The sequence below is a fragment of the Salicibibacter kimchii genome (assembly GCF_003336365.1).
In the GTDB taxonomy this organism is placed as follows: Bacteria; Bacillota; Bacilli; order Bacillales; family Marinococcaceae; genus Salicibibacter; species Salicibibacter kimchii.
Genome location: NZ_CP031092.1, coordinates 503,893 through 530,174 on the forward strand (window position 1 = coordinate 503,893; position 26,282 = coordinate 530,174).

The following is a 26,282-nucleotide window of genomic DNA, read 5'->3' on the forward strand; positions in this document are numbered from 1 at the left end:
AGGAAAAACACGGAGACTCCTGTGGGATAGCGCAGAGGGAAGACCCCGCAGAAAAAAGCGAACTTCTTTTTTCGAGGAGGCTGAGCTCAAGCCCACGGAAAGCGTAGTGTTTTTCCGCAGCGGTGACCATCGTTCATCATTACATCATTTTGTCAACCATAGATTTTAGTGTTGACCCGTTTTTCTAATGGGGAAATTATATTTTTCGGATGTATCAATCATCATAAAACCTCAAGCCAGCATAAGATTATTAAGCATCCTTCGGCCAATCCCTGAACTGCTCCTCGGCTTGCTTGATGAACGTGTTGGTCAGGAACTTGAACTGTTCTCCTTTGATCTGCTCTTTGCGCAGCACCATTTTGACGGCGTTTTTCACTTTCAGGTAAACGTCCTGGCGGTGGGTCTTCGTCCAGTCGACTTGGAATTCTTTTTTCATGGCGCGAACGACGTTTTGGATGAGGTCAGCCAGAAATTCATTGTCAAAGACGTGTTCCCCCCGGGCTTCAAGCGCTTTGAAAAATTCAATTTCTTCTTCGCTCAGTCCGAGTTCTTCTTTCATGTGAGCATCGTGATGTACGCCATTACGCACCTCCATCATCATCTTCATGACATCCGCAGATTGGATTAAGCCTTGATGGTATTGATCCACGGTTTTCTGGAGCATTTCCCGAAATGATCTTTCCTGCGGGCTGTTCGGTTTATATTGTTGCCGGATCTCGTCTTGCAACAGTTTCTTCAACAATTTCATGCGCAAATCTTCGTGTTGGTTATCGTCTTTTTTGTTTTCGATAAAATCTTCATCCAGGATGTTGATATCGGGCTTGTCAATGCCGGCAATTTGATACAAATCGACTGTTTCTTTGGCCAATACGTTATCATCAACGAGACGATTCATCCGTTCATCCATCGTCTCATTACGCTCCCGCTCCTCAGACCCCCGAGTCATCAGCTTTTTAATTTGTGATCTGACCATTTGATAGAGAACCATTTCATCCAAGTTTTCGCGCACTTCGGGAATATTTTTAACGAGTTGCTGCGCTTTTTCCAGTTTCTTTTCAGCTTCGAGGAATGGTTCCGGTTCTTCATGCACTTCATTAACAATTGCCGCGATTAAATCTTCTCTATCCATTTTTGGCTTGTAGCGCCAATGCGTAATGTCCAGGTAATTCGGAATGAAAGCACGCACTTTCGTGAGCTGTTCTTCGAATAATTGCACGGCCTTATCAATATCAAACGTCGGCTGCCCTTCTCCGCCGCTGTTCGTGTATTGTTTAGTCGCCGCTTGCAAATGTTCGGCAATACGAATGTAGTCGACGATGACGCCGCCTTCTTTTCCGGGAAAAACCCGATTAACACGGGCAATGGCCTGCATAAGGTTGTGCCCTTTCATCGGTTTGTCTACGTATAGATAGGTAAGCGGTTTGGCGTCCATGCCCGTGAGCCACATATCAACGACAATGACCATCTTCAACGGCTCCTCGGGGTCACGCAGCTTCGCTTTTACTTCTTCTTGTTCTTCTTTCGTCTTGATATGCGCGTACTTGCTCCCAGACTGAACGTCCCGCCATTCGATCGGATCTTCAGAAATTTTCCCGGTCATAATCACTTCCACCGGCGGACAATCCGGTTCCTCCTTCAATTCATCATAAAGACGCACGGCAATCTCTCGGCTCATACAGACGATCATTGCCTTCGAAAAAGGATCGGCGGTTGCGGTAAAATGATCAACGATGTCGGCAGCCAACCGGCGCAGCCGTTGCTTCGTCCCGACGACTTTTTCCAGCGCGGCCCACTTTCGTTTGTGTTGATCAAGCTCCTCATCTCCGGTGAATTCAACAACCTCTTCGTATTCTTCATCCAACGCTTCCTCGGCAACATCCAATGGAATCAGCCTCGGCTCATAATAGATCGGAACGGTCGCCTGATCCTGAACGGCCTGGGCCATATCATACGAGTGAATGACATTTCCGAACACTTCTTTTGTATTACGGTCAGTAAGCGCAATGGGCGTCCCGGTGAAACCGATATGGGACGCATTCGGCAAAGCGGTTTGCAAGTGTCCGGCAAAGCCGGTGTCCGAATACTGGGTGCGGTGCGCTTCATCGGCGATAACGACGATATTGCGACGTTCGGAAAGCACCGGATGAATGCCTTCTTCTTCTTTCGTACGGAACTTCTCAATGGTAGAAAAAATAATTTGTCCCGCTTCGCCCCGTAACATTTCCCGCAGTTGATCCGCGTTCTTGGCATGATGAACATGACCGACATGCGATTGTCCGGCTACAAACGTCTCGAATAATTGCTGATCGAGGTCATTACGATCGACTTGAATGACAATCGTCGGGTTTTGCATCTCCGGATGTTTGATCAAGATGGCAGCGAAAAAAAGCATGGAAATAGACTTCCCGGACCCTTGAGTATGCCAGATCGTTCCAATTTTGCGATCACCATCCGGCCGCGTGGCTCGCACCGTTTCATCTACCGAAAACTGCACACCGAAAAACTGGTGATACTTGGCACCGATTTTCGTCACGTGATCTCCGTCGTCCATAAAAAGAATAAAATTGCGGATATACGCTAAAAACCGTTTTTTCGGAAAAAGACCTTCGATCATCGTGCGCATGGAGTTCGCTTTATTGTTGTCAACGGTCCGTCCATCCGTCGTTTTCCATTCGGAAAAATAATCAAGGGAATGAAACGGCATGCCGTGACGCGTTTCCGTATTATCCGAAATAACAGAAAAAGCGTTGAAATTAAACAGTTGATAGATATCTACCGTATAATTGCGGATTTGAATAAAAGCTTGTTGGACCGTTGCCTGTTCATCGTTTGGATTCTTTAACTCCATGACGACAAGCGGCAGACCATTAATATAAACAATGACATCAGGGATGCGTGTCACTTTTCCTTCGATGCTCAATTGATTGACGACGAGAAAGTCGTTCGCTTCTGGATCTTCCCAGTTGATCGGAAAAAGATGTTGGTAGACGGTTTCCCCATCTTTTTCAAAAGGGAAATCGATGCCCTTCGTCATCATCGTATGGAAGTGTTCGTTTCTTTGCATGGAAGTAAGCCCCTGCGGGTTCAAGAATTGATTCGCCGCAGCGGGGATTTCCTCTTCCGGCAAGTCAGGATAGGTCTCGCGAAGAAAAGCTTGCAAACGACCGGGAAGCGTCACGTCTTTAAGAGACGCACGTTCCCCTCTCTGGAAAAGTTCCTGGGCATGCAAATACTCATAGCCCAAACGCTCCAGACGTTCAATGGTCGTTTCTTCAAAATCGGATTCGCCTAATTTGAGCCGGGTCATCAGGTCAGCACCTCCTCTACATGTTCCTTCGCTTCGGATAAGTCGATCTCGCCGGATATCAGGCTCGGGAGCAGGTAGTCGCGGGCTTGGGTTAAGGTTATAATCTGAAATTCATGTTCCCTTTTTAACTCAAATAGTGTTTTCACAGTATGATTGAATTCTATTAACTCGTCGATAGGTGGAATTATTATAGGATACTGTTTTATAATCCTTTGGTTAATGTTTTGTTGTGCCCCGCCATTTGCCAAATTAATTATATTTTCGCGATTATATTTTAAGTGTAAGTATCCAATATAAGGATCAACATTTTCGTACTTTTTTAATAGTGCGCAACAAGCTTGATTAGTAGTTGATTCACTAGCCAGTATTCCTAATTGTCCCACTGTTGCACCGTACATGGCTATAATTACTGTATTCTCTCGAAACAACTTGGCGGATGATTTCTGTACTGCCTCTTCAGTAATTTTTTCTTCCGTATTAATAATGAAATTATCATTTAATTCCTTTGTTTTTAACCAATTTATAGTCCCATTTTGGTAGTATGATTTTGTCTTTCTACTTGGAGTGCCTCCCGCAGAGGTGGTATAAAGTTCTTGTAATTTCCCTACTTCCCACCCTTTAGGAATCCTCCCAAGCTCAGAGTCAACAAATTCTCCATCTTGAAACGGGCCAAAATCAACAAACCAATGTTTATACAAGGTCATGGCCATTTCTTCAAGGGTTTCATTCATTTTTCGGTTGAGTTCGATTTTGTCGTCAAGTGAGCTTAAAATATTACTAACTATCTTTTGGTATTTTAACGGTGGTAATGTTAATGGAAGTTCATAAAAATCTGATCTGCTTGTTGAGGGAATTGCAGAACCACTATCCATGGAATTTATATCTTTTGTTAATAATTCATAGTATGCCCATTTCCAGTCTATATTTTCGCTTAACATATTTAAATAAAATGCTGTATCAATTACGTAAAAATCTTCAGGTGAATAATGAACTCCCCTATACGCACCTTTCCTACCTATTATTATCCCTGGCCCTTCACATAAATAATTTTCATTATATCCAATCTGTCCATTGGTTCCATATACTGGGTAGCCCTTAATGGTATTTTTATAGTTTCGCAATGCTTTTCCATATTCTAGTGATGCAATATCTCCCCACTTCATACGCTTCCATTCACTCATACCAATCTCTCCAAATCCTTCAATATCTTCTCCTGCAGCCGATTGCTTTCTTCAAATTGCTCGCGCAGCGTGCTTGTAAGTGCTTCCATTTTTTCTTCGTAGGGAATGCCGTCACCTTCGACTTCTGCTGTTCCCACATAGATTCCCGGGGTTAGTTTGTAGTCATTCTTTTTAACCTCTTTCAGCGAAGCTGCCTTACACAAGCCGGGGACATCTTCATACCTGCCTCCATCATTTTTAAAGCCGTGATAGATACTTGAAACATGATTGATTTCTTCCTGATCCAGCGCTTTTTGTCTGCGGCTGACCAATTCACCCATTTTACGGACGTCGATAAATAAGATTTCGTCCTTGCGCTCGCGGAATCCTTTTTTCCCGTCGCGGTTTTTACTCAAGAAGAATAAGGCACACGGAATACCTGTCGTGAAGAACAATTTCTCGGGCATTTGCACGATGCAATCGACGTAACCTTCATCGACTAACGTTTGCCGTACTTCTTTTTCCCCTCTCGCATTGGTCGTCATTGCTCCGTTGGCCATCACATAGCCGGCCGTTCCCTGCTCATTCAAATGATACAGAAAATGTTGCATCCACATGTAGTTGGCGTTGCTGTTCGTCACGGGGCCAATAAGGCGCGGGTCCTGTTTCGGGATACGATCGGCTCCCCAATCGCTTACATTAAACGGCGGATTGGAGATAACAAAATCAGCGCGCAAATCTTCAAATTGATCGTTGATTAACGTGTCACCGAGGCGAATATCGGCGTTGATCCCGTGTAGCAAAACGTTCATTTTCCCCAGTTGGACCGTGGTGGTAACACTCTCTTGTCCGTAAAAAGACAGGGCGTTTTGATACTTGGAATATTCCTCGGATTGTAGGAACATCCCACCTGAACCACTCGCGGGATCAAACACTTTTCCGGCAATCGGTTCCAACATTGCCACTAACAGTTTCGTCACACTGGACGGGGTGAAGAACTCTCCGCCGCGATTCCCTTCGCTGGAGGCAAAGGAGCCAATAAAATATTCATACGTGCGCCCGAGTACATCGACACTGTCGGCGTCCTCGGAGCTAAACGCTTTTCTGGAGAAAATCTCGATGAGGCCGGCCAAATTTTCCGCTGATAGATTTGACCCTTGATAGATACGGGGAAGCATGCCCTCGAGTTCAGGGTTTTCCTGTTCCACCGCTTGCATGGCATCATCGACGATCGCCTTGATATTCGGTTGTTTGGCATTTTCCATAATGTAAGACCACTTCGATTGTGATGGCAGAACATAAATGTTGTCGGCTTTGTATATTTCTTCATCTTCAAGGATGTCTTGCTTCATGTCTTCGTCTTCCATGTATAATTCACTCGCGGGGTCATCAACTTGTTGCTGTAGTTCCCGCCTTTTCATTTCATAGCGATTGGATATGTAACGCAGGAAAATAAGGGGCAATACAAAATGCTTATAGTCTGCGGGAGCAATGCTTCCGCGCATTTTATTCGCTGCATCGAATAAATCTTTCGTAAAAGATATGTCTGCTTTCGGTGCCATCGAAATTCCTCCGTTGCTTTTTAATTAGGACATCTAGTTATATATTACCAAATTTGATGAGTGAAGTCAGTGAGGAGAGTGACTGTTCGTTTTTTTCCTCCTACTTGCAAGTTTTCCTAATATGCGTATAATAAGAAGTGTCAGCAAAATATTTTTCCACTAGAGGTGTCGAAAGACTGAGAGGGACGTGTGTCCTAACTCTTGGAACCTGACCTGGTTCATACCAGCGTAGGGAAGTGGGAGGCATGGATGTACGGGCACGAAAAGCCTGTGGAGTATGCCTGACTTCCCCCTGTGGATCACAGAAAGGGGAATTTTTTTATGCAAAAACGAACGCTAATTATGGTTGAAATTGCCTTGATGACGGCACTCGCGTTTATGTTGAGCTTCGTGAAGTTTCCCGGCCCCTGGGTGCAAGGCGGCTCAATTTCTCTTATCATGGTGCCGATTTTTATTATGGCTTTTCGACGCGGATGGCGCGTTGGGGTACTTACGGGGGCACTCGTTGGGATCGTAAATTTGATGTATAATGCCTCGATTATTCACCCGATCCAAATGTTGTTGGATTACCCGGTGCCATACGCGGTTCTCGGGCTTGCGGCATTGTTTGCTTTTCAAAATAGCGAGGGTGAATTATCAGTGGGCTGGGCGCTTATCGGTTTACTATTCGCCGGCTCCCTCCGTTTTTTATCCCACGTCATCTCCGGTATCGTTTGGTTTGGGAGCTTCACCCCGGAAGGAATGAATGTCTACCTCTATTCGATTGGTTACAACATTTCCTACTTGTTGCCGGAAATTTTGATCACCCTTGTGGTCCTCTACATCCTATCCAGGGCACAGCCTGATTTTTTTCAAATGAAAAAAACAACCCCGGTTGTCTCTTAGAGCTATGCACGAGCGTACCATGCGCTCGTGCATCCCCTACTCCCCCATTGACTGATACTCCTCGCATGTTACCATGAATATGACCATTTTATTCATTCGGTCATTTCCCTTGAAAAGAGGTTATCTTCAAAAATGATCACGAACAAACGAGCAACGATTTTAGAGGCAGCGAAACGGACGTTTTCCATGTTTGGCTATAAAGGCACATCGGTCGCCCACGTTGCCAAACTCGCCGGTATCGGCAAAGGCACGATCTATACCGAATTTAAAAATAAGGAAGAAATGTTGGAAGCGGTGATGGATGACATTTTACAGGAACTCGGGAACATTTTTGAACGGGTAAAACACGAAAGCGAACGATCCATCCTGAAAATGCATCGTGCCTTATATGATACGTTGCAATATCGAAAAGAGCATCAATTGCTGACGCATCTGACCGAAGAAGTCAACGTCCACGGCACGAAAGAAGCGGTCTCCGCGATGCAAAAGGTTGAAGATTTCATTATAAACGCTTTGGAACAGGCCGTCGCCCAAGGGGTGAAGAGAGGGCGTTTACAAGTGATGGACACAGAGATCACAGCCTTCACTATCTACAAATTGTACATCGCGTTTATCGTTGATTGGGAAGAAAAAAAGCGTCCGCTTACGGAAGAAGAATTGTTCCAGGTCTTTGAAAATCACATCTTTAACGGCATCGTCGTTCGATGATTCATGCAGACGATGTTCTTTTTTTGAACAAAAATTGACCATTTTATTATTTTGGTCACTCGGTCGAATCAGGAGGTTTTACATTGAAAGGTTTTATTGCCGAATGGAAGGCAATTTTCGCAGACAAAAAAATGCTCATATCGATCATCGGCATTCTATTGATTCCGGTTTTGTATGGAGGCATTCTGCTTTCGGCTTTCTGGGACCCGTACGGGCAGCTTGAAGAGCTTCCCGTTGCTATTGTGAATGAAGATGAAGGAGCTGAATTGGACGGAGAAGAAGTGAATGCCGGAGATGAATTCGTAGACGAACTTCTGGAAAGTGAAGATTTCAATTGGCATGTGACGGATGCCGATGAAGCGCAACGAGGCTTCGATGCGTTCGATTATTATTTATACGTTTTCATCCCTTCTTCTTTTTCTGAAAACGTTTCTTCTTTACAGGACGAGGATCCTGAAAGTGGAATGATTTATTATGATATCAATGAGGACGTTAACTTCGCTGCCTCGCAAATGGGCACGCAGGCGGTGGACACGATTGAAGAGGAACTGTCCCGGACTTTAACGGAAACCTATGTGGAAGTTATCGATGATGCATATACCGAGCTGACAGATGCGGCTGTTGAGCTTGAAGAGGGGGCTGAAACGCTTGCGGACGGTATCGATTCGGCGTTTGAAAACATGGGCTCTCTCACGGAAGGGTTGTCGGACCTGCATGAAGGTGCCGGATCCTTACATGAAGGAACGAATGAAGCTGCTGAAGGCACCCATGAATTGCGAACGGAAGTCGAGGCTTTCGCGGAGCTTTTCCATAACAGTGAAGAAATCGATCAATGGGAAGACACGTTGAACGAGATGCAAGCGGATGTTACAAGCGCCCGCGCTTATTTCGAAAGCGACGATGCAGCACAACTGGAACAATCCCTTCGTTCCCTTGATGAAAATTGGTCGGCTGCACGTTCTTCCCTGCAATCAGCCGAAGATTCGCTGAGCCAATTGGAAGATCGCCTTGAGGGCGTTGACCAATCCGTTCAAGACGCACAAGGTACCCTCGATGATATCCGCGAGATGAATGATCGCCTAGATCAATGGCAAAACCGGGCAAATGAAAGCTTGAATGATCTGGAATCGCTTGCAGGGGTCTGTTACGAATGGCAAGAGCGGCTTGGCGAATGGAATGACGCCGATGAAGAAGCTCAAGGTTTATCCGATTATATTGCTGAACACTACCCGGAAGATGAAGAATTGCAAAGCTACGCGGATACATTTTCAGAGACCATAGACGGGATGGACTCTGAAAATGTTCAACCGTGCCAACAAGTCGATGAAACCGTAAATGCCTTAAATGAGACGTATGATGATATGGGCAGTGCAACTCCGGAGCTTTCAGAGCAACTCGATACCATCGGTGCAGATTTCAATGAAACCGTTGATGCGATTTCCGGTGGACAGGAAGATGTGTCAAACTGGATAAATGAAGTAAGTCAGGAGTTGGAGAGTGTTCGTGACGCCACACCGGAGGGAATCGGTGATGGGGACGTTGAGCTATTGGAAGTGTTTCCGCAGGCAAGATCCACATTGGCCGATCTGGATGAATCCCTTTCCCAAGCAGACGAGGTATTATCTTCCGTAGACGCTACGCTCGATGAAACTGAACAAGCGGTGCAAACGCTTGATGAAGGGCTGCAAGAGCTGAACGAAGGGGCTGACGAACTTTCATCGGAAATGCAAGAGGCCTTCCAAGGTGGCTTGGAAATTGAAGATGGGCTCGAAGAACTCGATGAAGGTTCCCAAGAACTGCACGAAAACCTTGAGACACTGGCTGAAACGTTATTGGAAAATGAGCTAACCGAAGAGCAACAGGCGCTCTTCACTTCCCCCGTTGAATCCGTGTCGGAAAGTGAAACCATGGATTACACGTACGGCGAAGGCCTCTCTCCTTATTTCTTATCGTTGGGATTGTTCGTCGGAGGTTTGACGCTGTCGATTGTCTACCCGTTTTACCATCCGTTGGCTGAACACAAAACGGCTTGGGATTGGTTTTGCGGTAAATTGGGAGTCGTTTGGACAGTGGCTACGATCCAAACGATCGCGCTAAGCGGATTCACCTTCTTCGGGCTTGGTTTGGAAATTGCCAGCCCTGTTTGGTTTTCATTTTTCATGTGGCTTTCCAGCCTATCATTTACGGCACTGATTTTCATGCTCGTTGCCATCTTAGATAATCCCGGACGTTATATCGCGATTATCTTATTGATCATACAGCTGGGAGGTAGTGGAGGTTCCTTTCCCGTGGAACTCGTCCCTCCATTCTTTCAGCACGTACACGCTTGGCTCCCGATGACGTATTCTGTGGATGGCCTGCGGGCTACGATCATGATGGGCGAACCGGGATTATTGCTTGAAACATGGCCGTTGCTTTTGATTTTACTTGTGTCACTGGCAGCAACCTTTCTGTTTTTTTCCATCAAGCACATGAAAGGGACTGAATCATAAGGAACAGCTTTTCATGGCAGGCACGAAAAAAGGGGGGCACTTCAGCCCCCATCAAACAAGCGATGCCAACACCGATACGCGCGAGATGTAACCCACTAATCGCTCGTCAATGTCTACCACGGCAATCGGATACTTGGCTTCCGTGGCGATCGGAATTAGTTCCTCGATATACGTTTCAGGATCGGTCGTATGATAATCGGATTTAATAATGTCTTTAAGTGATTGATTTTCTTTGTTGGCTTTCATCGCATCGTCGATGGTGACGAGCCCTTCAAGTTTTTTGTTTTCACCGATCACAAACACGCTTGAAATCCCATGATTTCTCATTTCCTCAATTGCCAGTTTAGCGCCGCCTCCAACAGGGACAATGGCCGATGGTTTTAACATGACATTTTGCGCCTGCAACACTTTCGTTTTATCAATGTCTTTGACAAATTCTTTAATGTAGTCGCTTTTCGGCGTCTCCAGAACTTCTTCCGGTGTACCGATTTGCTCCATAACGCCATCCTTCATAACGGCGACCCTGTCACCGAGTTGAAACGCCTCGTTAACATCGTGTGTAATAAAAATAATCGTCTTTTTCAGTTTGGCTTGAATGTCCAGTAATTCCAATTGCATCTCCCGCCGAATCAACGGATCCAATGCACTGAATGGTTCATCCATGAGCAGAATATCCGGATCCGTAGCCAAAGCCCTGGCCAAGCCGACCCTCTGCTGCATGCCGCCGCTCAGTTCGCTGGGTCTTTTTTGCTCCCAACCTTCAAGCCCAACGGTTTTTAATACTTGCATAGCGGTTTCTTCTCTTTCCTCTTGCCCAACGCCTTTGACTTCCAAACCATAGGCGACATTCGTTAAAATCGATCGATGGGTAAACAAGCCAAAGTGTTGAAAAACCATGGCCATATTATTTTGCCTAAATTCACCTAACGTTTTTTTCGAGTAGGGGACAATGTCTTCTCCGTTGACAACCACTTTTCCCGCGGTCGGTCTATTCAACATATTTAAACAGCGGATCAAGGTGGATTTTCCACTTCCGGACAAACCCATGATAACGAAAAATTCACTTTCGGACACGTCAAAGGAGACGTCATATACCCCGACGGTATGTCCCATTTTTTCCAATATGGCGTCCTTGGACTCCCCTTTTTCCACTAGGTCAAGAGCCTTCTGCGGGTCCCGACCAAAGATTTTGGTTAGATGTTCAACTTTAATCTTTGTGGGCATCTTCCATTCCTACTTTCAAAAATATGATCAATCCGTGTACTTATACTTTTCGGCCACACTTTGAGAGAGGCGATCCAAAATAATGGCCAGGAAAACAATACTGATCCCGGCTTCAAACCCTGTAGCAATATCAATTTGTTGTAATGCAGAAAGGACTTCCAGTCCCAGCCCTTGCGCACCAACCATTGAAGCGACGACGACCATTGCGAGCGCCATCATTGTCGTTTGATTAATCCCGGTCATAATGGTCGGTAAAGCTTGCGGCAACTGTACCTTGAATAGCACCTGTGAAGTAGATGAACCGAAAGAGTCAGCAGCCTCCACCATATCTTTGGAAACGTTACGGATGGCTAAATTCGTTAAACGGATAACGGGAGGAATCGCATAGATGATCGTGGCGAACATGCCCGGCACAACGCCCAATCCGAAAAGCATCATCGCCGGAATGAGATAAACAAAGGTAGGCATGGTTTGCATGGCATCCAAAATCGGTTTCATAAGCCTTTCGAATCGATCTTTATAAGCCATCAAAATACCGACAGGTATGCCTATGATTAAGGAGATAAGCACAGAAGCCAAAATAATCGACACTGTATCCATCATGAGTTCCCAATAACCAAAAGCACCGATCAAAAAAATGAAAACCGCAAATATCACACCTGTTCGCAAGCGAATCAACCGCCAGCCCAACAGAAAAACAATCGCGATGATTACCCACCAGGGCAACCATAAAAGGATGGAAGACGATAATTGAAAGCTCCATATAATGGCCTCCGAAAGCGCATCAAAAACAAATCCCAGATTGTCGGTCAGCCAGTTGACGAACGTATCTATATATTGTCCTATATCTAGAGCAATTTCAGGAAACGTATTCATCGGCTCCCGGGAAACTTGATGATAACCATCCCGCTTCACTCCATTCACTTTGTAACTTTTTTCATTAAAAGGAAAGAGCAAACAGAGACCTTATCGTCGATTGAGATGGCCCGCTGTTTGCCTTTCTTTATTTTATAAAGGCGCTTCACCAAAATTTATAGTTGATATCAGTGAATAATTATGATAATGACACTAGCTAGCGGAGGAAAAACACGGAGACTCCTGTGGGATAGCGCAGAGGGAAGACCCCCGCAGAAAAAAGCGAACTTCTTTTTTCAAGGAGGCTGAGCTCAAGCCCACGGAAAGCGTCGTGTTTTTCCGCAGCGGTGACCATCGTTCATCATTACATCATTTTGTCAACCATAGATTTTAGTGTTGACCCTTTATAAATACTCCATTACATTCTCCGCTACATCTTCAGGCACCCATTCGGTCCAAAGATCTTCGTACTCCGCTAAAAACCATTCCGCAGCTTCCTGCTCATCCGCATCATTTTCTTCCATATAGTGCAGTGCTTCCCCGGTGAGGTCACTGTCTGTCTCATATTGTTCCAGGAACGCAATAAATTCATCATCATTTTCTGCAAATGATGCATTCGCAGCAACCGTTACCGGCTGGGATGGGAAAAATGGATCGTCAGGGTCTTCTTCGTCTAATAAGGTCATATCATACAAGCCGATGATCCAGGTAGGCTCCCAATTATAGCCGACCCACGGTTCACCATCTTCATATGCAGTGACCAAAGAAGTGTTAAGCGCAGCCTCCGATCCTGGGCTGAACAAATTATAGGTTTCACCCAATCCGGATTCTTCAAACATGTCTTCTACAATCGTTTCGGCTTCCCATCCGGGAATGGCACCATAAATGCGCCCCACTCCGTCTTCATCAGGGTCTTCAAACACTTCCCAATATTCTTCCAGATCCCCAATGGATTGCAGATCAGGGGCCATCGGCTCTATCCCTTCCTCCTCGTCTCCTTCAATGACATAGGTAGGAACATAAAACCCTTGGTCATTATCATCGAAATTTGTGGAAAGCTCGACAATATCGCCTTCATCCAGACCTTCATTATAAGCTTCTGCGAAATTCTCAATCCATGTTTCCATATAAACATCAATATCGCCATCTCTTAATCCTTGCAAAGTCGCAGGGGAACTCCCTGTCTGCGTTTCCGTGGCATAACCATATCCTTCTTCAGCAATGATTTGCGCTACAGAATTGTGAAACCATATGCTTTCCCATTCAGGTTCGGCAAAAACAATCGTTTCACCGTCTTCCCCTGCTCCACCACAAGCAGCTAAACTAAGGGCTGCAACGGAAAGCAGGCCGCCAGCACACCACAATTTATTCCTTTTTTTCATTGACAAAACCCCTCCAAATTTTCACATGTATGATGCTTATTTAATTTACTTGCTTATTACACCAAAATTAGAGCACGAAGTCAAAAGAGGAATCAGTCGTTATTCCTAAATATTTGTCGTTATTTTTATCTATCACCTTAAAAGGATACTTATACCGATGAATTTTAACAATATCATCTATAATTCTACATTATTCGACGAAAGGCACAAATTTTGCCTCGCGGATCCCTAAGTGCTATCCTTTTCCTTGAGACAGAGAGGATGGTTCTTTTGGTTAGCGAAATCATGTTGAATGACGACACCATTAAAGTCGAAAGCTACGAAGAAGAAAAAATCGATGGCTTGTATAAAATCAACGTTGAATTTAAAGTGACGAGCGAGGAGTATCACACGATCACGACTTTGTTGTATGAAGGAACGTTTGATGTGAAGGTGCCGGAGAGAGATCTAGCGTTTCGCGGGACAATTCAGCAATATTTTACCTCGATCACGAATTTATATATCGAAGGACAAGTGGGCGATTACACATTAAAATTAATCGAAGTTAAAGGCTAAGAAAGAAGGCGTATTTTCATGAAACTAAGCATATTGGATCAATCTCCGATTTCGTCAAATCAAACGGCCGAAGAGGCATTGAACGAATCTATGGAGCTGGCACAATTAGGAGAGAGGCTTAGCTATGAGCGTTTCTGGATGACAGAACATCATGATTTGCCGGGGCTCGCGTGTTCAGCGCCCGAGATTATGTTAGGTTACATTGGCGCAAAAACCAACACGATTCGCCTCGGCACCGGCGCCGTTTTGCTTCCCCACTATAAACCATACAAAGTAGCGGAAGTCCATCACCAGTTAGCGACGCTATTCCCGGATCGGATAGATTTGGGCGTCGGACGAGCCCCGGGCGGGTCCGCGGAAGTGACGAATGCTTTAAATGACAACTTTTTGCAAAACGTCTATAAGATGCCTGATTTGGTTGAAGAGCTGCTCTCTTATTTACACGGACGGGATCCGAAAGTATCTGCTTCTCCGCTTCCAAACGTCTCCCCTACCCCTTGGATGCTTGGTACGAGTGAAAAAAGTGCCTTGCTTGCAGGCAAAAACGGGTTAAGCTATGTGTTCGGTCAGTTCATGAGTGATGAGAGCGGTCCTGCAATCACCCAGAAATATTTGGATAGCTTTACTCCCCGAAAACGAGAGCAAACGCCGCAAATCATCGTAACCATTTCCGCCATTTGCGCAGAAACGACGGAAAGAGCGGAAGAAATCGCTCTCAGCTCACTCATTTGGCAGTTGCAGAGGGATAAAGGAGAAGGCGAGCAAGGCATACCTTCGATTCAAGCAGCCAAGGACTATCCGCTGACGAATAAGGAAAAAGAAAGATATAAAGATCGGAAACAGCACATGATCATCGGCGATCCGCAATACGTTAAGGCGCAAATAAAAGAGATGCAAACGACATATCAAGCAGGCGAAATCATGATCATGACGACCACATACGCTCCGCAAGATCGCCTTCGATCGTATGAGCTTATAGCCAGGGAAGTTCTTTAAGCTGAGACATTTATAAGAAACCCCATCATCATTTCATTGCGACGATCACTGTTGGTACGACAGAGATCTAATTGGCCAAAACCTTAATGGAAAGCATGGAAAATGCCAAACAAAAGCGGTAACGTTACCACCGCTACAAGGGTAGAAACAAATACGGAAACGGATGCAAAAGCTGTATCGCCTCCGTAATTATCGGCATATAAACTCACCGTCGGAGCACTCGGTGTTGCGGATATGAGCACAGCAATAACGAGCCATTCAAAAGGGATGGTTGTGAAAACAAACGGTAAAAACAGAAAAAAAGGGAGAATAAAAAGACGAGCACTCACGACACTCCATAGCAATGGACTGCACAGAAACCGTTTTAAATCGTGCAAACGAACAGCAGCAATTAAACAACCGATTAAAAGCATGGAAAGCGGAATCGTCATCTCCCCAATGCTCTCGAGTGCTCCAAATAACGTTTGAGGCAATGACATCGGTAGAAAAAAGAAAACAAAACCAATGGTTGTGGCGATAAATCCGGGATTAACCCAAAGTGACACTCTTTCTGTATGCGGCTTTTCCCGTTGCATAACAGCAATGCCGTACGTCCAAATCATAATGAAATAGAGCATGTTAAATACCATTGCAAAAAACAGCCCGTTTTGACCAAAAAGCTGTAAAACGAGGGCAACACCGATATAGCCTTGGTTTCCGAATAAAAGCAAATTCTCATAAACCCCGGATCGTTCCTGCGGAAGTTTCAGCCACCGAGCGGTCCATTTCCCGATAAAGGCAGTACTTATGAGAAAATAAGCGGAAAGCATCAGTAATGTAAAGACCCCTAAACTACGATCCATTTCAAACGGAACATGTAAGGAAGTCACGATCAAACACGGCAAAGTCACATACAGCAACAACCTCGTGAAAACCCCCCGGCTTGTTTCGGGAAGAATCCCTGTCTTCATCGCAACCCAACCCGCCGCAAAAATGATATAGAGCATGCTCATTTCACGAAATACCGCCAGGAAAGTATCCATGTTTTCCTCCTGCACACGATGATCATTTTATCGTATGACATCTGCGGAATGTCCCGTGAAATATTAAAATTGATCGATGGAAGGCGGTTGAAAAATGAAACTATACACCTTAACCAGTACCCAGCATCTACCCATCTCCCGTGAGGAAGCATGGGCATTTTTCTCCGATCCCCGCCAACTGGCCGGCGTTACTCCTGAGGATATATCCTTCGAGATGATCGATGAGATGCCTGAACCGTTGCACGCGGGTATGATTCTTCGTTATCGTATTCGTCCCTTCCCCTTGATGCAGGTACAATGGGTCACCGAGATTACGCACGTGAGCGAAGGAAAGCGATTCGTGGACGAACAACGTTTCGGCCCCTTTCGGTTTTGGCTCCATAACCACCGTTTTACCGAGATCGAGGGAGGCGTGGAAATGCAGGATACCGTCTATTATGCCATGCCATTTTCTTTCATTGGGCGAATCACCCATCAACTCATCGTTCGTAAACGTCTTGAAGAGATCTTTTCTTTTCGAAAAAAACAATTGCAGGCTTATTTTGGGCAAATGTCGTCATCAAGGACAGCAGATCATCAGTAGGCAATGCCTACCCTTACATGAATGTATTTCTCTAGATCTAAAAGCGAATACGTAAAAGCGGCAGTGTCTCCAACGGAGATTCGTTTTCCGTTTTCCGGTAAATAATCCTTTTCTACCCGATAATTGCCTTCTGATCCTCCATTGATTAAGGCCGTTGGACAAACAATCGTCCACTTTAGGCCGGATTCCTTCAAAGACCGATAGGCCCCGAGATGATCTTCGGCGGCAGTGGTCGAGCGCCGTTTCGATTCCCTCGACTGAAATCGATAAAGCTCCCTTTCTGTACGACTGTTTAAAATGCCGGCTGTTCCTACCATAATAAATCTTTGCAGCCCCTGTTCATACATCTCTTGGATAATAAGCGGCGCACTCCTTGACAACGTATCGTTTTTATCGGTGTTTAGCGCGCTAATCACGATATCTACATTATGCATCGCTTCCGATAGGTCTGTCCGATTCAAGACATTGCCTTGCACGACCGTTACTTGATCACGATTCATCGCTAACATTTCAGGCTGACGAACCAAGACCTTGACATCGTGTTGATCGGCAAGAGCCAATCGTGTTATTTCTGTTCCGACTCTGCCGGTCGCACCTAATATCAATATTTTCATGTTATCTCTCCCATGTACAGCTTTTTGTCGCGTGTCTAAAACCTTCTAAGTGTCATTTTGCCACAAGCATTTGAACTACTCCACCTTAATTTCTGACGAAGTTTGAATGGAGATTCCTAGAAACACCTTCGTTTGCAGAAGCATTCGGCGCTCGGCCAAACATTATGCGTTCGCAACCCCTAATCCTGAGGACTCATTTGAAGCCCAAGCAGTGTTTTGAGTCCGCTAAACACATTCCTGTGTACTCTTTTGGATCCCAAGCAGCGCTTCGAGTCCTCTAAAACCATTCCTGTGGACTCTTTTGGATCCCAAGCAGCGCTTCGAGTCCTCTAAAACCATTCCTGTGGACTCTTTTGGATCCCAAGCAGCGCTTCGAGTCCTCTAAAACCATTCCTGTGGACTCCGATGAATCCCGCGTAACACAAAGAGTCCTCAACACCCAATCTCTGTTGAACGCCGCTATGCCTATGACTATGTTGGAAATGTTCGGGGGATTTACTTTGCTCTTATCCTTTGCGCCGCAACGATTTTAGGACAGCGCAATTAGATCCTATCATTCGGCAATAGCCCGAAAGCGATTCACACGCCACACTTTACACTTTGTAGGCATGGAGGTTTTCTCGCCTAAAACCGATAAAAAAATCATTCATCCTCCATTTACATGAAACCGGCCAATCGAGAAAGACTAATATTGCCCGGTAAAGTCGTTAGGTCGTCAACGTCGGGTTTACGTCGCCAAACGCGAGTCTGCGAAATCCAATCTATGTGCTGGTATACGGTGTTTTCTCGAAAGGGGCAGGATATTATGTATGAATTACCATCCAAAATAAGCGGGTTGGAAATGTCGGCTAAAGATATGGAACGTCAGTTACGGCCCCTCGGCTATGTTATGGGAGGTGGCTGGGAGTACGACCATGGCTACATGGATTATAAAATGGCCGATGAAGATGACGGGTATCAGTTTTTACGTATTCCTTTTTTCGCAACAGATGGGGAGGTCGGCAGCGGAAACGAAACCGTCGAGTTAGGAACACCGTTTCTGTTATCCCACAAGTTTGAAGCAGGCATTAACCAAGAGGCCGGTCCTGTGTTCAGCGCATTATGGAATCAATTTTCCTCCCCCGAGGAAAAGGATGCCTATGTAGACGAACACTATGTCCAAGAAGGAAAAAGCCTCGTTCGTGAGTTGGAAGAAACGCTTTTAACGTGAAAAGTAAAGTACAACCGTGTGAAATCAAGGGTTTTTTTAATTGGTTTCATGCGGTTTATTCATTTCATTTTCACCCGATAGTCTTGGTAATGTTGTTTCAGGAAATTTCGTTGTTCGTGCTCATATAATTTATTATTTTCCACGGCATGAACATAGGCGTCAAAAGCGGGAAAAGCCATCTTGGAAGGAATGAATAAAAACCATTGCGGATTCAGCACTTGTGTGGCCGCGCTCGTTTGCCCGAGAAAAAGATAGTGCACGGCGACAAGAAAATAGGAAAAATAAACAAAAACGATAAATGTCGATACAACCAAGAGAGCGAATAAAATGCGATTCAGGTACAGTTGGCCCAATCCCGGGGTCATTAATGACCAAAAAACCGACCAACCCGGACTTCTTTTATCCAAATAATTCAATTCTGTAGACCCGATGGTAAACGAAGAAAACGGAGCATTTTCATGGTCCGCCAACAGAAACTGTTTATTCGCATCGACCGTTGAACGGTAACTGTCCCAGATGGCAAAAATATAGAGCGGTGCGAACAAAAGCAACCACCTTGGATCCAAGATGTCTTTCGCCAGTTCTGTCTGCCCTGTAAATGAATAGATGACCGCCTGGTTTAAATGGGTCATCACATTTAAAAACATTTCCGTAAGGAATAAAAGAAAACCGCGAAGATAGTTGGACAAAAGAACATGGCCAAAACCGGGACAAAGGCCCGACCAGCAGGCAACTATATAAGGGTTGCGCAAATGCAACTGGGAGGTGCCCAACGTACTCACATACGCTCTAAAACGGTGTTCCCGGTTTGTTTGAGTGAAATTTTCCATGATGTGATCTCCTTCAATCGCCTCTTATCCAAACCTCTTTGATAGCCATCGGATCACAAACAAAATCCCCTTGCTTCCCAATAGCACGCTCGCGATGGAACTTATATTATGGAACACGGACCATGTTTTCCATTGCATTAAACGTGTCTTTTTTTCAATGATGGTCTCAATTACAGTATGGGCAGTGCCGTAAAGAACAGCTTGTCCGAGTGTTCCGATGATCCCGGAACGACGTGTCGTTTGATTAAACCACACACTCACCAAGGGGAGAAGCAGATATTCATAAAGAATATTCGTATCAAAATAGTTGGGCCAGGGGCGTACCGGATATTTCAATTTTTTTCTTCTCACAACAAGCTGGGCTAAAAAAGTGGCAGCGTATCCCGTTACAAGGAAGATAATGATATGGTCCTTGACATTGCGACGCAAGAAAGTGAAGGGCAAGGTAAAGATACCTGTTGCAAAAACGACTTTTAACACTAATCGTTCCACAAAATTACCTCCGTTTCATTGGGAATCCACTGTTTGTGCCACACCAAGCGCAAGATGATCCCATAGCATTGTTTCTACTTTTTCCGTTTTTCCCGGTGGACATTCAATAACGAGAATAACTTCCGACTTTTTCCCCTTTAGTACACGTTTTCTTTTATGAAAGATTTTTACGAGGCAAAGATCGATCAAAAACCCTAACAAAAACCCCCCGGCGGCGCCGATCAACCCCCAGTATATCGGCCCCCATTCCCACACAAATCCCATACTCGCGAAGATAACGGCAAATATGACGGCCAGGGCAGCGCCTTTATCAAATAGACTCACGCCGTCTGAACGATGAAGGGTATCAAATAATTTCCGATCTTCTTTGCGATTATCCAGCGGCACGGCCAAAATGTTGCTCTTGGGGATGCCGATTTGTTCCAAAGAAGCTAGTGCTAACTCCAAATACGATGAATGTTCAAACGTAGCAAAGATTTGCATGTACCTGCCCTCTACCTTTCGGGAATTTTTACGCGATAGGTTTGATAATGACCCTTCAGGGAGTTCCGCTGGACGCTTTCAAACAGTTTATTGTTTTCTATGGTGTGAACGTAAGCATCATAGACAACAAACCCAATCAGAGACGGAAAAAAGAGGAACCATAGTGGATCGAGAACCTCCGTTGCTTGACTGATCTGCCCTAAAAAGAGATGATGAATGGCCATGAGCACGCCTGAGAAGTAAACGATCACGATGAACCAAAAGAGCATAAAAAAAGCAACCAATATGCGCTGAATATAAAGGTGCCCCAGCCCCGGTGCAAGCAAAGACCAAAGCGCCGCCATCGCGGGGACTTTTTTGTCTAAATAATTAATTTCAAGCGAGTCCAAATGATAGGTGGTGAATGGTGCGTTTTCATGTTCGGCGAGCAAAAACTGATGATTGATATCGACAGCTGACCGATAACTGTCCCAAATCGTAAAAATATACACCGGTATGTACAAGAGCACCCAGCGTGGTTCAATGACCTCCTTTGCCATTTCCACCTGCCCGGTAAACGAATAAACCATGGCGAGGTTCAGCTTGGACATGATATTGATAAGAATTTCCCATAGAAATAAAATAATCCCTCTGACATGTTTAGATAACAACATATGTCCAAATCCGGGAAGAGAAGCTGACCACCAAGCGACGATGTATGGATTGTGCAAGTGTAATTGTGTGGTGCCTATAGGTCCGACATATGCTTTAAAGCGGCGTTCTTTATTTGTGGGCGAAAAATTTTGCATGGATGAGTGGCGTTTCCCCCCCTTTTTAATCTCGATCTTCCGGACGCCGAAGATGGCTGCGATGGACGATGGAGACAACTTGCAGCAGCAGTAGGCGATAAAAACAGTTCAGTGTTCAGTAATTGCGCAGACCTCGGAATGGCAATGCTTCTATAAGCTTTCATTCTTCATTTCTTGTATGTAGATTGCCCGATTTTGGAATAGCCATGCATGAAAATGTAAAGTGGGCGCTGCGACTTCAACTGCAAGAACCCCTACTGGTGAGAGATGATCCTGCCGCTTTCATGGGAATGTGGGCAGGAGTGATCGATTCAACCGTTTGATGGTTTTAGGCGAGAAGACCCCACTGGTGATTGGGGATCTTAACGCGAGTTGCTCCACTTAACCGGTTAGCCAGGAATAAAGAAGGCTGATCTAAAGCGGGGCATCTTCTTTTTTGTTGTTCTAGATAATGCCCTTATTTCGGAGTAGTCAGATAAGCCCCATCCTCCTTAATGGTTATAATTTCCCTAAGAATAAGAGTCCCTGATTCAATTTCCGAAAATGATGATTGACGAGCGGAGCTATAAAATCTCTTCGTTTGCGAACTTGCTTACGCAAGAAGGAAATATGATCATCGTATTTACCGGAAGCTAAAAAATCGTGCATCGCCATTTAACGTTTTTTACTCGTGATTTTTCAGGTGAAGGAAACCTCTTGTTACAAAAATATCACGAAAGGAAAAACCCTTAAGCCTTTCAGCTCAAGGGTTTCCACTCTTAATAACTCTGCATGTACTGTTCCCGCTCCCACGGATGTACGGCCGTGCGGAACATATCCCATTCGATTTCTTTCGCTTCGATGAAGTGCTCCACCGCGTGTTCTCCGAGTGCATCGAGCAGGACTTGATCTCGTTTGAGCTCATCGATCGCTTCTTTTAAACTCGGCGGCAAGGCCTGGATATTTTCTTCCTCGCGTTCTTGCTCGCTCATTGCATAGATATTGCGGTTGGTTTCCTCCGGTTCCTGTAGTTGCCGTTTTACCCCATCGAGGCCGGAAGCGAGCATCGAGGCCATCGCGAGATATGGGTTTGCCGCAGGATCAGGGCTGCGTACTTCGATTCTCGTGCTCGCTTTGCGCGAGGACGGAATACGTACAAGGGGGCTGCGGTTCCGATGGGACCAAGCGATATAAACCGGTGCCTCGAATCCGGGGACGAGACGCTTAAATGAATTTACGATCGGGTTGGTAAGTGCTGTGAACGCTTTCGAGTGTTCCAAAATGCCGGCAAGGAACTGCATGGCTGTCTTGCTTAGCTGCGTCTTCGTGCTTTCATCGTAAAATACATTGGTGTCCCCTTTGAAAAGAGACATGTTGCAATGCATCCCCGACCCATTCACACCAAATAAAGGTTTGGGCATAAATGTCGCGTGCAAGCCATGCTTACGGGCAATCGTTTTAACGACGAGCTTAAACGTCTGGATATTATCACAAGTCGTGACGGCATCCGCATATTTAAAGTCGATTTCATGTTGGCCGGGAGCGACCTCATGATGAGAGGCTTCAATTTCAAAACCCATGCCTTCCAATTCAAGGACAATGTCGCGACGGCAGCTTTCCCCCAAATCAGTGGGCGCGAGGTCAAAATAGCCTCCTCTGTCATTCAATTCTAATGTCGGATCGCCTTTTTCATCATTTTTGAACAAGAAAAATTCCGGTTCGGGACCGATGTTAAAATCGGTGAAACCAAGGCTTTTCGCTTCCTCGAGCACATTTTTGAGGACTCTGCGCGGATCTCCCCCGAACGGTTTCGGAGCATCCCCCGACTTCTCAGGTGGCTCATATATGTCACAAATGAGACGGGCAACTTTCCCCTTTTCCGGTGTCCAAGGGAAGATCACCCATGTATCCAAATCCGGATATAAGTACATGTCCGACTCTTCAATGCGTACAAACCCTTCAATGGACGAACCGTCGAACATCATTTGATTATCAAGCGCCTTTTCCAATTGATTAGAAGGAATTTCCACATTTTTTACCGTCCCTAGCAAATCGGTAAATTGTAAACGAATGAATTTCACATTTTCTTCCTCTACCATGCTCGTAATATCCTCACGTGAATACGTGCTTGACATTTTATTTCCTCCTTGTAAAAGCAATAGATATCTCTTAGTTTAATAGAAAAAATGGGCAAATTGACCCTGGATCATCGATGCTTTATGCGCTTGGCATTATTAAGCGCCTCCCATCTAACTTGTTCATGGTTTCGTTTCTATTCTCTCTTGTTCCGAGCGATCCCGAAATACCTCTTTAATGCCCGCCATGGTAATGCCGCGATCCGTTAGTTGCTTGATATCAAGCAAGGCGGTCCACCTCGGCGAACAACAACAATCGTTGATGGCCTTCGATCCTTGCCAGTGTTACAAATCCTTGGCTTTCATCGTAGCGGAGTTGGCGAGGCGTTACATTGGTTAAGTCCTTTACGATGCGAATAGAGAACACGGAAAGGCATATACAAACGATCGCTCTGCCCCACGTCCTCTCCCCCCCTTCTCTCCACACCACTTACCGAATGATTATGGGGTTATCTTACGCAGATTCGACTCAGATGTCAATTTCCTTTCCATCACTAATTCATCATCGTATCTAACGCTTGAATGACGGCGATTTTCACGTGCGCAAAAGACAATCCGCCTTGCACATAAGCCGTATACGGAGGTTTTACCGGTCCGTCCGCACTCAGTTCAATACTGGCCCCTTGAATAAAGGTGCCCGCTGCCATAATTACGTCTCCTTCATATCCGGGCAACGGACCGGGAATCGGGGTCACGTAGGCATTGATCGGAGAGTATTTTTGAATGTTTTGGCAAAAGAAGATCATCTGCTCCTCATCTTGAAACGATACCGATTGAATCAAATCCGTCCGCGACGTAAATGGCGCAGGGTTTGTTTGGAAACCTGCTTTTTCCAGCAAAGCGGCCGTAAAATGAGCGCCTTTCAACGCTTCTCCCACGATCATCGGCGCAAGGAAAAACCCTTGAAATGCTTCTCCGAGAAAAGAGCCGGTTGCACCTGCTTCCAAGCCTATCCCCGGCGCGCTTAACCTGGATGCCGCCCGTTCCACCAGCGACTCCTTCCCGGCAATGTAACCGCCAGTTTTTGCCAAACCTCCGCCAGGATTTTTGATTAACGAGCCGGCCAAAAGGTCGGCCCCGACATGTCCCGGTTCTATTGTTTCAACAAATTCTCCGTAACAGTTGTCGATAAACACGTACACATGCGGCCAGCGCTTTTTGATCGACCGAATCTGCTGTTCTAGCTGTTGGATGGGGATCGACGGTCGTTCATCATATCCCTTCGAGCGCTGAATGACTACCCATTTCGTTTTTTCATGGATGACCTCCGGCAATCGATCGAGATGAACATCCCCGGAAGGCGTTAACGGTAACACACGCGTCTGTATGTCATACTCGCGAAAATTACCCGGGCTATCGCCAACAAGTCCAAGCACTTCTTTCATCGTCTCGTACGGGTCCCCGCTCGCGTAGACGATTTCATCTCCGGGACGCAAATTGCCAAACAGGGCTGCGGCTATCGCGTGGGTACCGGAGACGAACTGAGGGCGCACGATGGCAGCTTCGGTTCCGAATGCATGTGCATAGACACGGCCGAGTGCTTCTCTTCCTGCATCATCGTACCCGTATCCGTCTGACCCTTGCAAATGATCGTCGGAGATATGTTCCTTCCGATAAGCGCTCAAGATTTTTGCCTGGTTGGCTTCAACGACCCCTTCGATTTCTCGTTGAAGCGGGGCCCATGCTTCCTCGATCTCTTCGATCCAACGAGAGATTTTCGATGCATTTTGTAAGTCACTCGTATCCATTAGCTATGATCTTCCTTTTTATCATTTTCTTTGTTGGCTGCAATTTGCGGATGATGATCGAATGCATAGCCTTGCAGCTTGTACCTCTCGTTTTCTTCATCAAATGATTCTTCCCGAACAATCGTCGATTTTCGAATCGCGTAAAGACGCCGCCCTTCACTGGCCGGGATAGAAATAGAGTAAAAGGACATTTGCTTGATCAGTTCTTCTTCCATTACGGTTTGCAAGTCATCGATATTTTTATCTTCCCGCGCGCTGATATACAATCTCGGGCGCGCCGCGCTTACGGCCGGGACCATATCCCTATCAAGGCTTTCAGCTTTATTCATCACTGTGATGACCGGGATCTCTCCAGCACCCAGCTCATCCAATAGCTCCATGACTGTTTGCTTTTCCACTTCCGCTTCCGGACTTGTAGCATCAATGACATGAATGAGGACATCAGCCCCAGCCACTTCTTCCAACGTGGCACGGAATGCCGCGATCAACGTCGTTGGCAAGCCGCGGATAAATCCGACCGTATCACTGACTCTTACCCCTAAACCCGATGGCAGGCGCAGCGCCCGCGTCAACGGATCCAACGTCGCAAATAACAAGTCCTCCGCTAAAGCTTCTTCGTTGGTAAGGGCGTTTAAGAGCGTGGTTTTTCCGGCGTTTGTATACCCAACAAGGGTAAATTGCGGGTCCTTTTGCTTTTCTTTTTGCTTGCGGAGCGTGGTCCGGTGTTTGCGAATACGTCGTAAGTCTTTTTTTAATTCATCCATTCGCCTTTGGATATGACGGCGGTCCGTTTCCAATTTTGTTTCACCAGGACCACGCGTACCGATACCGCCTCCGAGACGCGAAAGCGCGTGTCCTTGGCCGCGCAATCTCGGCAGTAAATACGTCAGCTGAGCCAGCTCGACTTGAATGCGCCCTTCCTTTGTTTGTGCACGGTCCGCAAAGATATCTAAAATTAATTGCGTACGGTCAATCACGCGGGCGCTCGTTCTCGCGGACAGCGACTGCCCTTGTCTCGGAGACAACTCCCCGTTTACAACGACAACATCCGCTTCCCACGTGTCCACGAGCGCTTCAATTTCATCGGCCTTACCTTTTCCGACATACGTGGATACGTCGGGGGTAGGACGATTTTGCACCGTTGTCGCCATGACCGTACCCCCTGCCGTCGTGACGAGACTTTTCAATTCTTCCATCGAGGCGTATGCTTCTGCCTCCGTTTCCTTTTCGCTGATCACAGCGGTGACGATCACTCTTTCCAAAGCCCGGACC

The 26,282-nt window shown here is 45.9% G+C and carries 22 protein-coding genes and 1 riboswitch; of the genes, 7 read left to right on the forward strand and 15 right to left on the reverse strand.

Annotated elements, in window-relative coordinates:
• Positions 1-250 precede the first annotated feature (250 nt).
• The 3 genes from DT065_RS02740 to DT065_RS02750 are packed head-to-tail and all read right to left on the reverse strand — an operon-like array spanning position 251 to position 6,029.
• On the reverse strand, positions 251-3,307 hold the full coding sequence (locus DT065_RS02740; protein ID WP_114370659.1) for a type I restriction endonuclease subunit R: 3,057 nt from the start codon (positions 3,305-3,307) through the stop codon (positions 251-253).
• A complete protein-coding gene (locus tag DT065_RS02745) occupies positions 3,307-4,488 on the reverse strand; it encodes a restriction endonuclease subunit S (protein ID WP_114370661.1) in 1,182 nt (393 codons plus the stop codon). Before DT065_RS02745 ends, DT065_RS02740 begins: the two co-directional genes overlap by 1 nt.
• Positions 4,485-6,029 (reverse strand): type I restriction-modification system subunit M, encoded by a 1,545-nt coding sequence (locus tag DT065_RS02750; protein WP_114370663.1) that lies wholly within the window; start codon positions 6,027-6,029, stop codon positions 4,485-4,487. The genes DT065_RS02745 and DT065_RS02750 overlap by 4 nt, the downstream gene beginning before the upstream one ends.
• Positions 6,030-6,180: 151 nt before the next feature.
• Positions 6,181-6,281: riboswitch (TPP riboswitch) on the forward strand.
• A 69-nt stretch (positions 6,282-6,350) separates the two neighbouring features.
• Between DT065_RS02750 and thiT the strand changes: the two genes are divergently transcribed.
• The 3 genes from thiT to DT065_RS02765 all read left to right on the forward strand — a co-directional run bounded on the left by thiT (position 6,351) and on the right by DT065_RS02765 (position 10,114).
• Positions 6,351-6,914 carry an energy-coupled thiamine transporter ThiT gene (thiT, locus tag DT065_RS02755; RefSeq protein WP_114370665.1) on the forward strand — a complete coding sequence of 188 codons (564 nt, stop codon included), beginning with the start codon at positions 6,351-6,353 and terminating at the stop codon, positions 6,912-6,914.
• Between the two features lie 132 nt (positions 6,915-7,046).
• Positions 7,047-7,622 carry a TetR/AcrR family transcriptional regulator gene (locus DT065_RS02760; protein WP_114370666.1) on the forward strand — a complete coding sequence of 192 codons (576 nt, stop codon included), beginning with the start codon at positions 7,047-7,049 and terminating at the stop codon, positions 7,620-7,622.
• Between the two features lie 83 nt (positions 7,623-7,705).
• Positions 7,706-10,114: a YhgE/Pip domain-containing protein gene (locus DT065_RS02765; RefSeq protein ID WP_114370668.1), complete on the forward strand. Its 2,409-nt coding sequence runs from the start codon at positions 7,706-7,708 to the stop codon at positions 10,112-10,114.
• Positions 10,115-10,165: 51 nt separating this feature from the next.
• On the opposite strand, the gene DT065_RS02770 is transcribed toward DT065_RS02765, so the two are convergent.
• From DT065_RS02770 to DT065_RS02780, 3 genes are all read right to left on the reverse strand, one after another.
• On the reverse strand, positions 10,166-11,338 hold the full coding sequence (locus DT065_RS02770; protein WP_114370670.1) for a quaternary amine ABC transporter ATP-binding protein: 1,173 nt from the start codon (positions 11,336-11,338) through the stop codon (positions 10,166-10,168).
• Positions 11,339-11,365: 27 nt separating this feature from the next.
• The gene (locus DT065_RS02775) at positions 11,366-12,214 is read right to left on the reverse strand and encodes an ABC transporter permease (RefSeq protein WP_114376028.1); all 849 of its coding nucleotides are present in this window, start codon (positions 12,212-12,214) and stop codon (positions 11,366-11,368) included.
• A gap of 383 nt (positions 12,215-12,597) precedes the next feature.
• A complete protein-coding gene (locus tag DT065_RS02780; RefSeq protein WP_114370671.1) occupies positions 12,598-13,575 on the reverse strand; it encodes an ABC transporter substrate-binding protein in 978 nt (325 codons plus the stop codon).
• Between the two features lie 270 nt (positions 13,576-13,845).
• On the opposite strand from DT065_RS02780, the gene DT065_RS02785 reads away from it, so the two are divergent.
• Positions 13,846-14,130, forward strand: coding sequence for a DUF3219 family protein (locus tag DT065_RS02785; RefSeq protein WP_114370673.1), 285 nt, complete (start codon positions 13,846-13,848; stop codon positions 14,128-14,130).
• Between the two features lie 18 nt (positions 14,131-14,148).
• The gene (locus DT065_RS02790) at positions 14,149-15,126 is read left to right on the forward strand and encodes an LLM class flavin-dependent oxidoreductase (protein WP_114370675.1); all 978 of its coding nucleotides are present in this window, start codon (positions 14,149-14,151) and stop codon (positions 15,124-15,126) included.
• A gap of 83 nt (positions 15,127-15,209) precedes the next feature.
• Here the strand turns inward: DT065_RS02790 and DT065_RS02795 are convergent, their stop codons facing one another.
• Positions 15,210-16,148 (reverse strand): AEC family transporter, encoded by a 939-nt coding sequence (locus DT065_RS02795; protein ID WP_114370677.1) that lies wholly within the window; start codon positions 16,146-16,148, stop codon positions 15,210-15,212.
• Positions 16,149-16,242: 94 nt separating this feature from the next.
• Here DT065_RS02795 and DT065_RS02800 point away from each other — a divergent pair, with 94 nt between their 5' ends.
• Entirely contained in the window at positions 16,243-16,731 is a 489-nt protein-coding gene (locus DT065_RS02800; RefSeq protein WP_114370679.1) for an SRPBCC family protein, read from the forward strand.
• Here DT065_RS02800 and DT065_RS02805 read toward each other — a convergent pair.
• On the reverse strand, positions 16,725-17,345 hold the full coding sequence (locus DT065_RS02805; RefSeq protein WP_114370680.1) for an NAD(P)-dependent oxidoreductase: 621 nt from the start codon (positions 17,343-17,345) through the stop codon (positions 16,725-16,727). The genes DT065_RS02800 and DT065_RS02805 overlap by 7 nt on opposite strands.
• Positions 17,346-18,150: 805 nt before the next feature.
• On the opposite strand from DT065_RS02805, the gene DT065_RS02810 reads away from it, so the two are divergent.
• On the forward strand, positions 18,151-18,555 hold the full coding sequence (locus DT065_RS02810; protein ID WP_114370682.1) for a YugN family protein: 405 nt from the start codon (positions 18,151-18,153) through the stop codon (positions 18,553-18,555).
• Positions 18,556-18,614: 59 nt separating this feature from the next.
• On the opposite strand, the gene DT065_RS02815 is transcribed toward DT065_RS02810, so the two are convergent.
• The 7 genes from DT065_RS02815 to hflX form a co-directional block, all read right to left on the reverse strand.
• Positions 18,615-19,385 (reverse strand): hypothetical protein, encoded by a 771-nt coding sequence (locus DT065_RS02815; RefSeq protein ID WP_114370684.1) that lies wholly within the window; start codon positions 19,383-19,385, stop codon positions 18,615-18,617.
• 24 nt (positions 19,386-19,409) lie between these two features.
• Positions 19,410-19,865 carry a CBO0543 family protein gene (locus DT065_RS02820; RefSeq protein ID WP_160112372.1) on the reverse strand — a complete coding sequence of 152 codons (456 nt, stop codon included), beginning with the start codon at positions 19,863-19,865 and terminating at the stop codon, positions 19,410-19,412.
• Positions 19,866-19,892: 27 nt separating this feature from the next.
• Positions 19,893-20,360, reverse strand: a complete 468-nt coding sequence (locus tag DT065_RS02825; protein ID WP_114370687.1) for a hypothetical protein — start codon at positions 20,358-20,360, stop codon at positions 19,893-19,895.
• Positions 20,361-20,371: 11 nt separating this feature from the next.
• The gene (locus tag DT065_RS02830; protein WP_114370689.1) at positions 20,372-21,148 is read right to left on the reverse strand and encodes a DUF6677 family protein; all 777 of its coding nucleotides are present in this window, start codon (positions 21,146-21,148) and stop codon (positions 20,372-20,374) included.
• Positions 21,149-21,906: 758 nt separating this feature from the next.
• Positions 21,907-23,262 carry a type I glutamate--ammonia ligase gene (gene glnA, locus DT065_RS02835; RefSeq protein WP_114370691.1) on the reverse strand — a complete coding sequence of 452 codons (1,356 nt, stop codon included), beginning with the start codon at positions 23,260-23,262 and terminating at the stop codon, positions 21,907-21,909.
• A 494-nt stretch (positions 23,263-23,756) separates the two neighbouring features.
• The gene (locus tag DT065_RS02840) at positions 23,757-25,010 is read right to left on the reverse strand and encodes a methionine gamma-lyase family protein (protein WP_114370693.1); all 1,254 of its coding nucleotides are present in this window, start codon (positions 25,008-25,010) and stop codon (positions 23,757-23,759) included.
• Entirely contained in the window at positions 25,010-26,272 is a 1,263-nt protein-coding gene (gene hflX / locus DT065_RS02845) for a GTPase HflX (RefSeq protein WP_418314572.1), read from the reverse strand. Before hflX ends, DT065_RS02840 begins: the two co-directional genes overlap by 1 nt.
• Between the last annotated feature and the right edge of the window lie 10 nt (positions 26,273-26,282).

Excerpts from the sequence above, each read along its gene's own strand:
- DT065_RS02740 (WP_114370659.1), bottom strand. The coding sequence starts at position 3,307 with ATGACCCGGCTCAAATTAGGCGAATCCGATTTTGAAGAAACGACCATT.
- DT065_RS02745 (WP_114370661.1), bottom strand. The coding sequence starts at position 4,488 with ATGAGTGAATGGAAGCGTATGAAGTGGGGAGATATTGCATCACTAGAA.
- DT065_RS02750 (WP_114370663.1), bottom strand. The coding sequence starts at position 6,029 with ATGGCACCGAAAGCAGACATATCTTTTACGAAAGATTTATTCGATGCA.
- thiT (WP_114370665.1), top strand. The coding sequence starts at position 6,351 with ATGCAAAAACGAACGCTAATTATGGTTGAAATTGCCTTGATGACGGCA.
- DT065_RS02760 (WP_114370666.1), top strand. The coding sequence starts at position 7,047 with ATGATCACGAACAAACGAGCAACGATTTTAGAGGCAGCGAAACGGACG.
- DT065_RS02770 (WP_114370670.1), bottom strand. The coding sequence starts at position 11,338 with ATGCCCACAAAGATTAAAGTTGAACATCTAACCAAAATCTTTGGTCGG.
- DT065_RS02775 (WP_114376028.1), bottom strand. The coding sequence starts at position 12,214 with ATGAATACGTTTCCTGAAATTGCTCTAGATATAGGACAATATATAGAT.
- DT065_RS02780 (WP_114370671.1), bottom strand. The coding sequence starts at position 13,575 with ATGAAAAAAAGGAATAAATTGTGGTGTGCTGGCGGCCTGCTTTCCGTT.
- DT065_RS02790 (WP_114370675.1), top strand. The coding sequence starts at position 14,149 with ATGAAACTAAGCATATTGGATCAATCTCCGATTTCGTCAAATCAAACG.
- DT065_RS02795 (WP_114370677.1), bottom strand. The coding sequence starts at position 16,148 with ATGGATACTTTCCTGGCGGTATTTCGTGAAATGAGCATGCTCTATATC.
- DT065_RS02800 (WP_114370679.1), top strand. The coding sequence starts at position 16,243 with ATGAAACTATACACCTTAACCAGTACCCAGCATCTACCCATCTCCCGT.
- DT065_RS02805 (WP_114370680.1), bottom strand. The coding sequence starts at position 17,345 with ATGAAAATATTGATATTAGGTGCGACCGGCAGAGTCGGAACAGAAATA.
- DT065_RS02810 (WP_114370682.1), top strand. The coding sequence starts at position 18,151 with ATGTATGAATTACCATCCAAAATAAGCGGGTTGGAAATGTCGGCTAAA.
- DT065_RS02815 (WP_114370684.1), bottom strand. The coding sequence starts at position 19,385 with ATGGAAAATTTCACTCAAACAAACCGGGAACACCGTTTTAGAGCGTAT.
- DT065_RS02825 (WP_114370687.1), bottom strand. The coding sequence starts at position 20,360 with ATGCAAATCTTTGCTACGTTTGAACATTCATCGTATTTGGAGTTAGCA.
- DT065_RS02830 (WP_114370689.1), bottom strand. The coding sequence starts at position 21,148 with ATGCAAAATTTTTCGCCCACAAATAAAGAACGCCGCTTTAAAGCATAT.
- glnA (WP_114370691.1), bottom strand. The coding sequence starts at position 23,262 with ATGTCAAGCACGTATTCACGTGAGGATATTACGAGCATGGTAGAGGAA.
- DT065_RS02840 (WP_114370693.1), bottom strand. The coding sequence starts at position 25,010 with ATGGATACGAGTGACTTACAAAATGCATCGAAAATCTCTCGTTGGATC.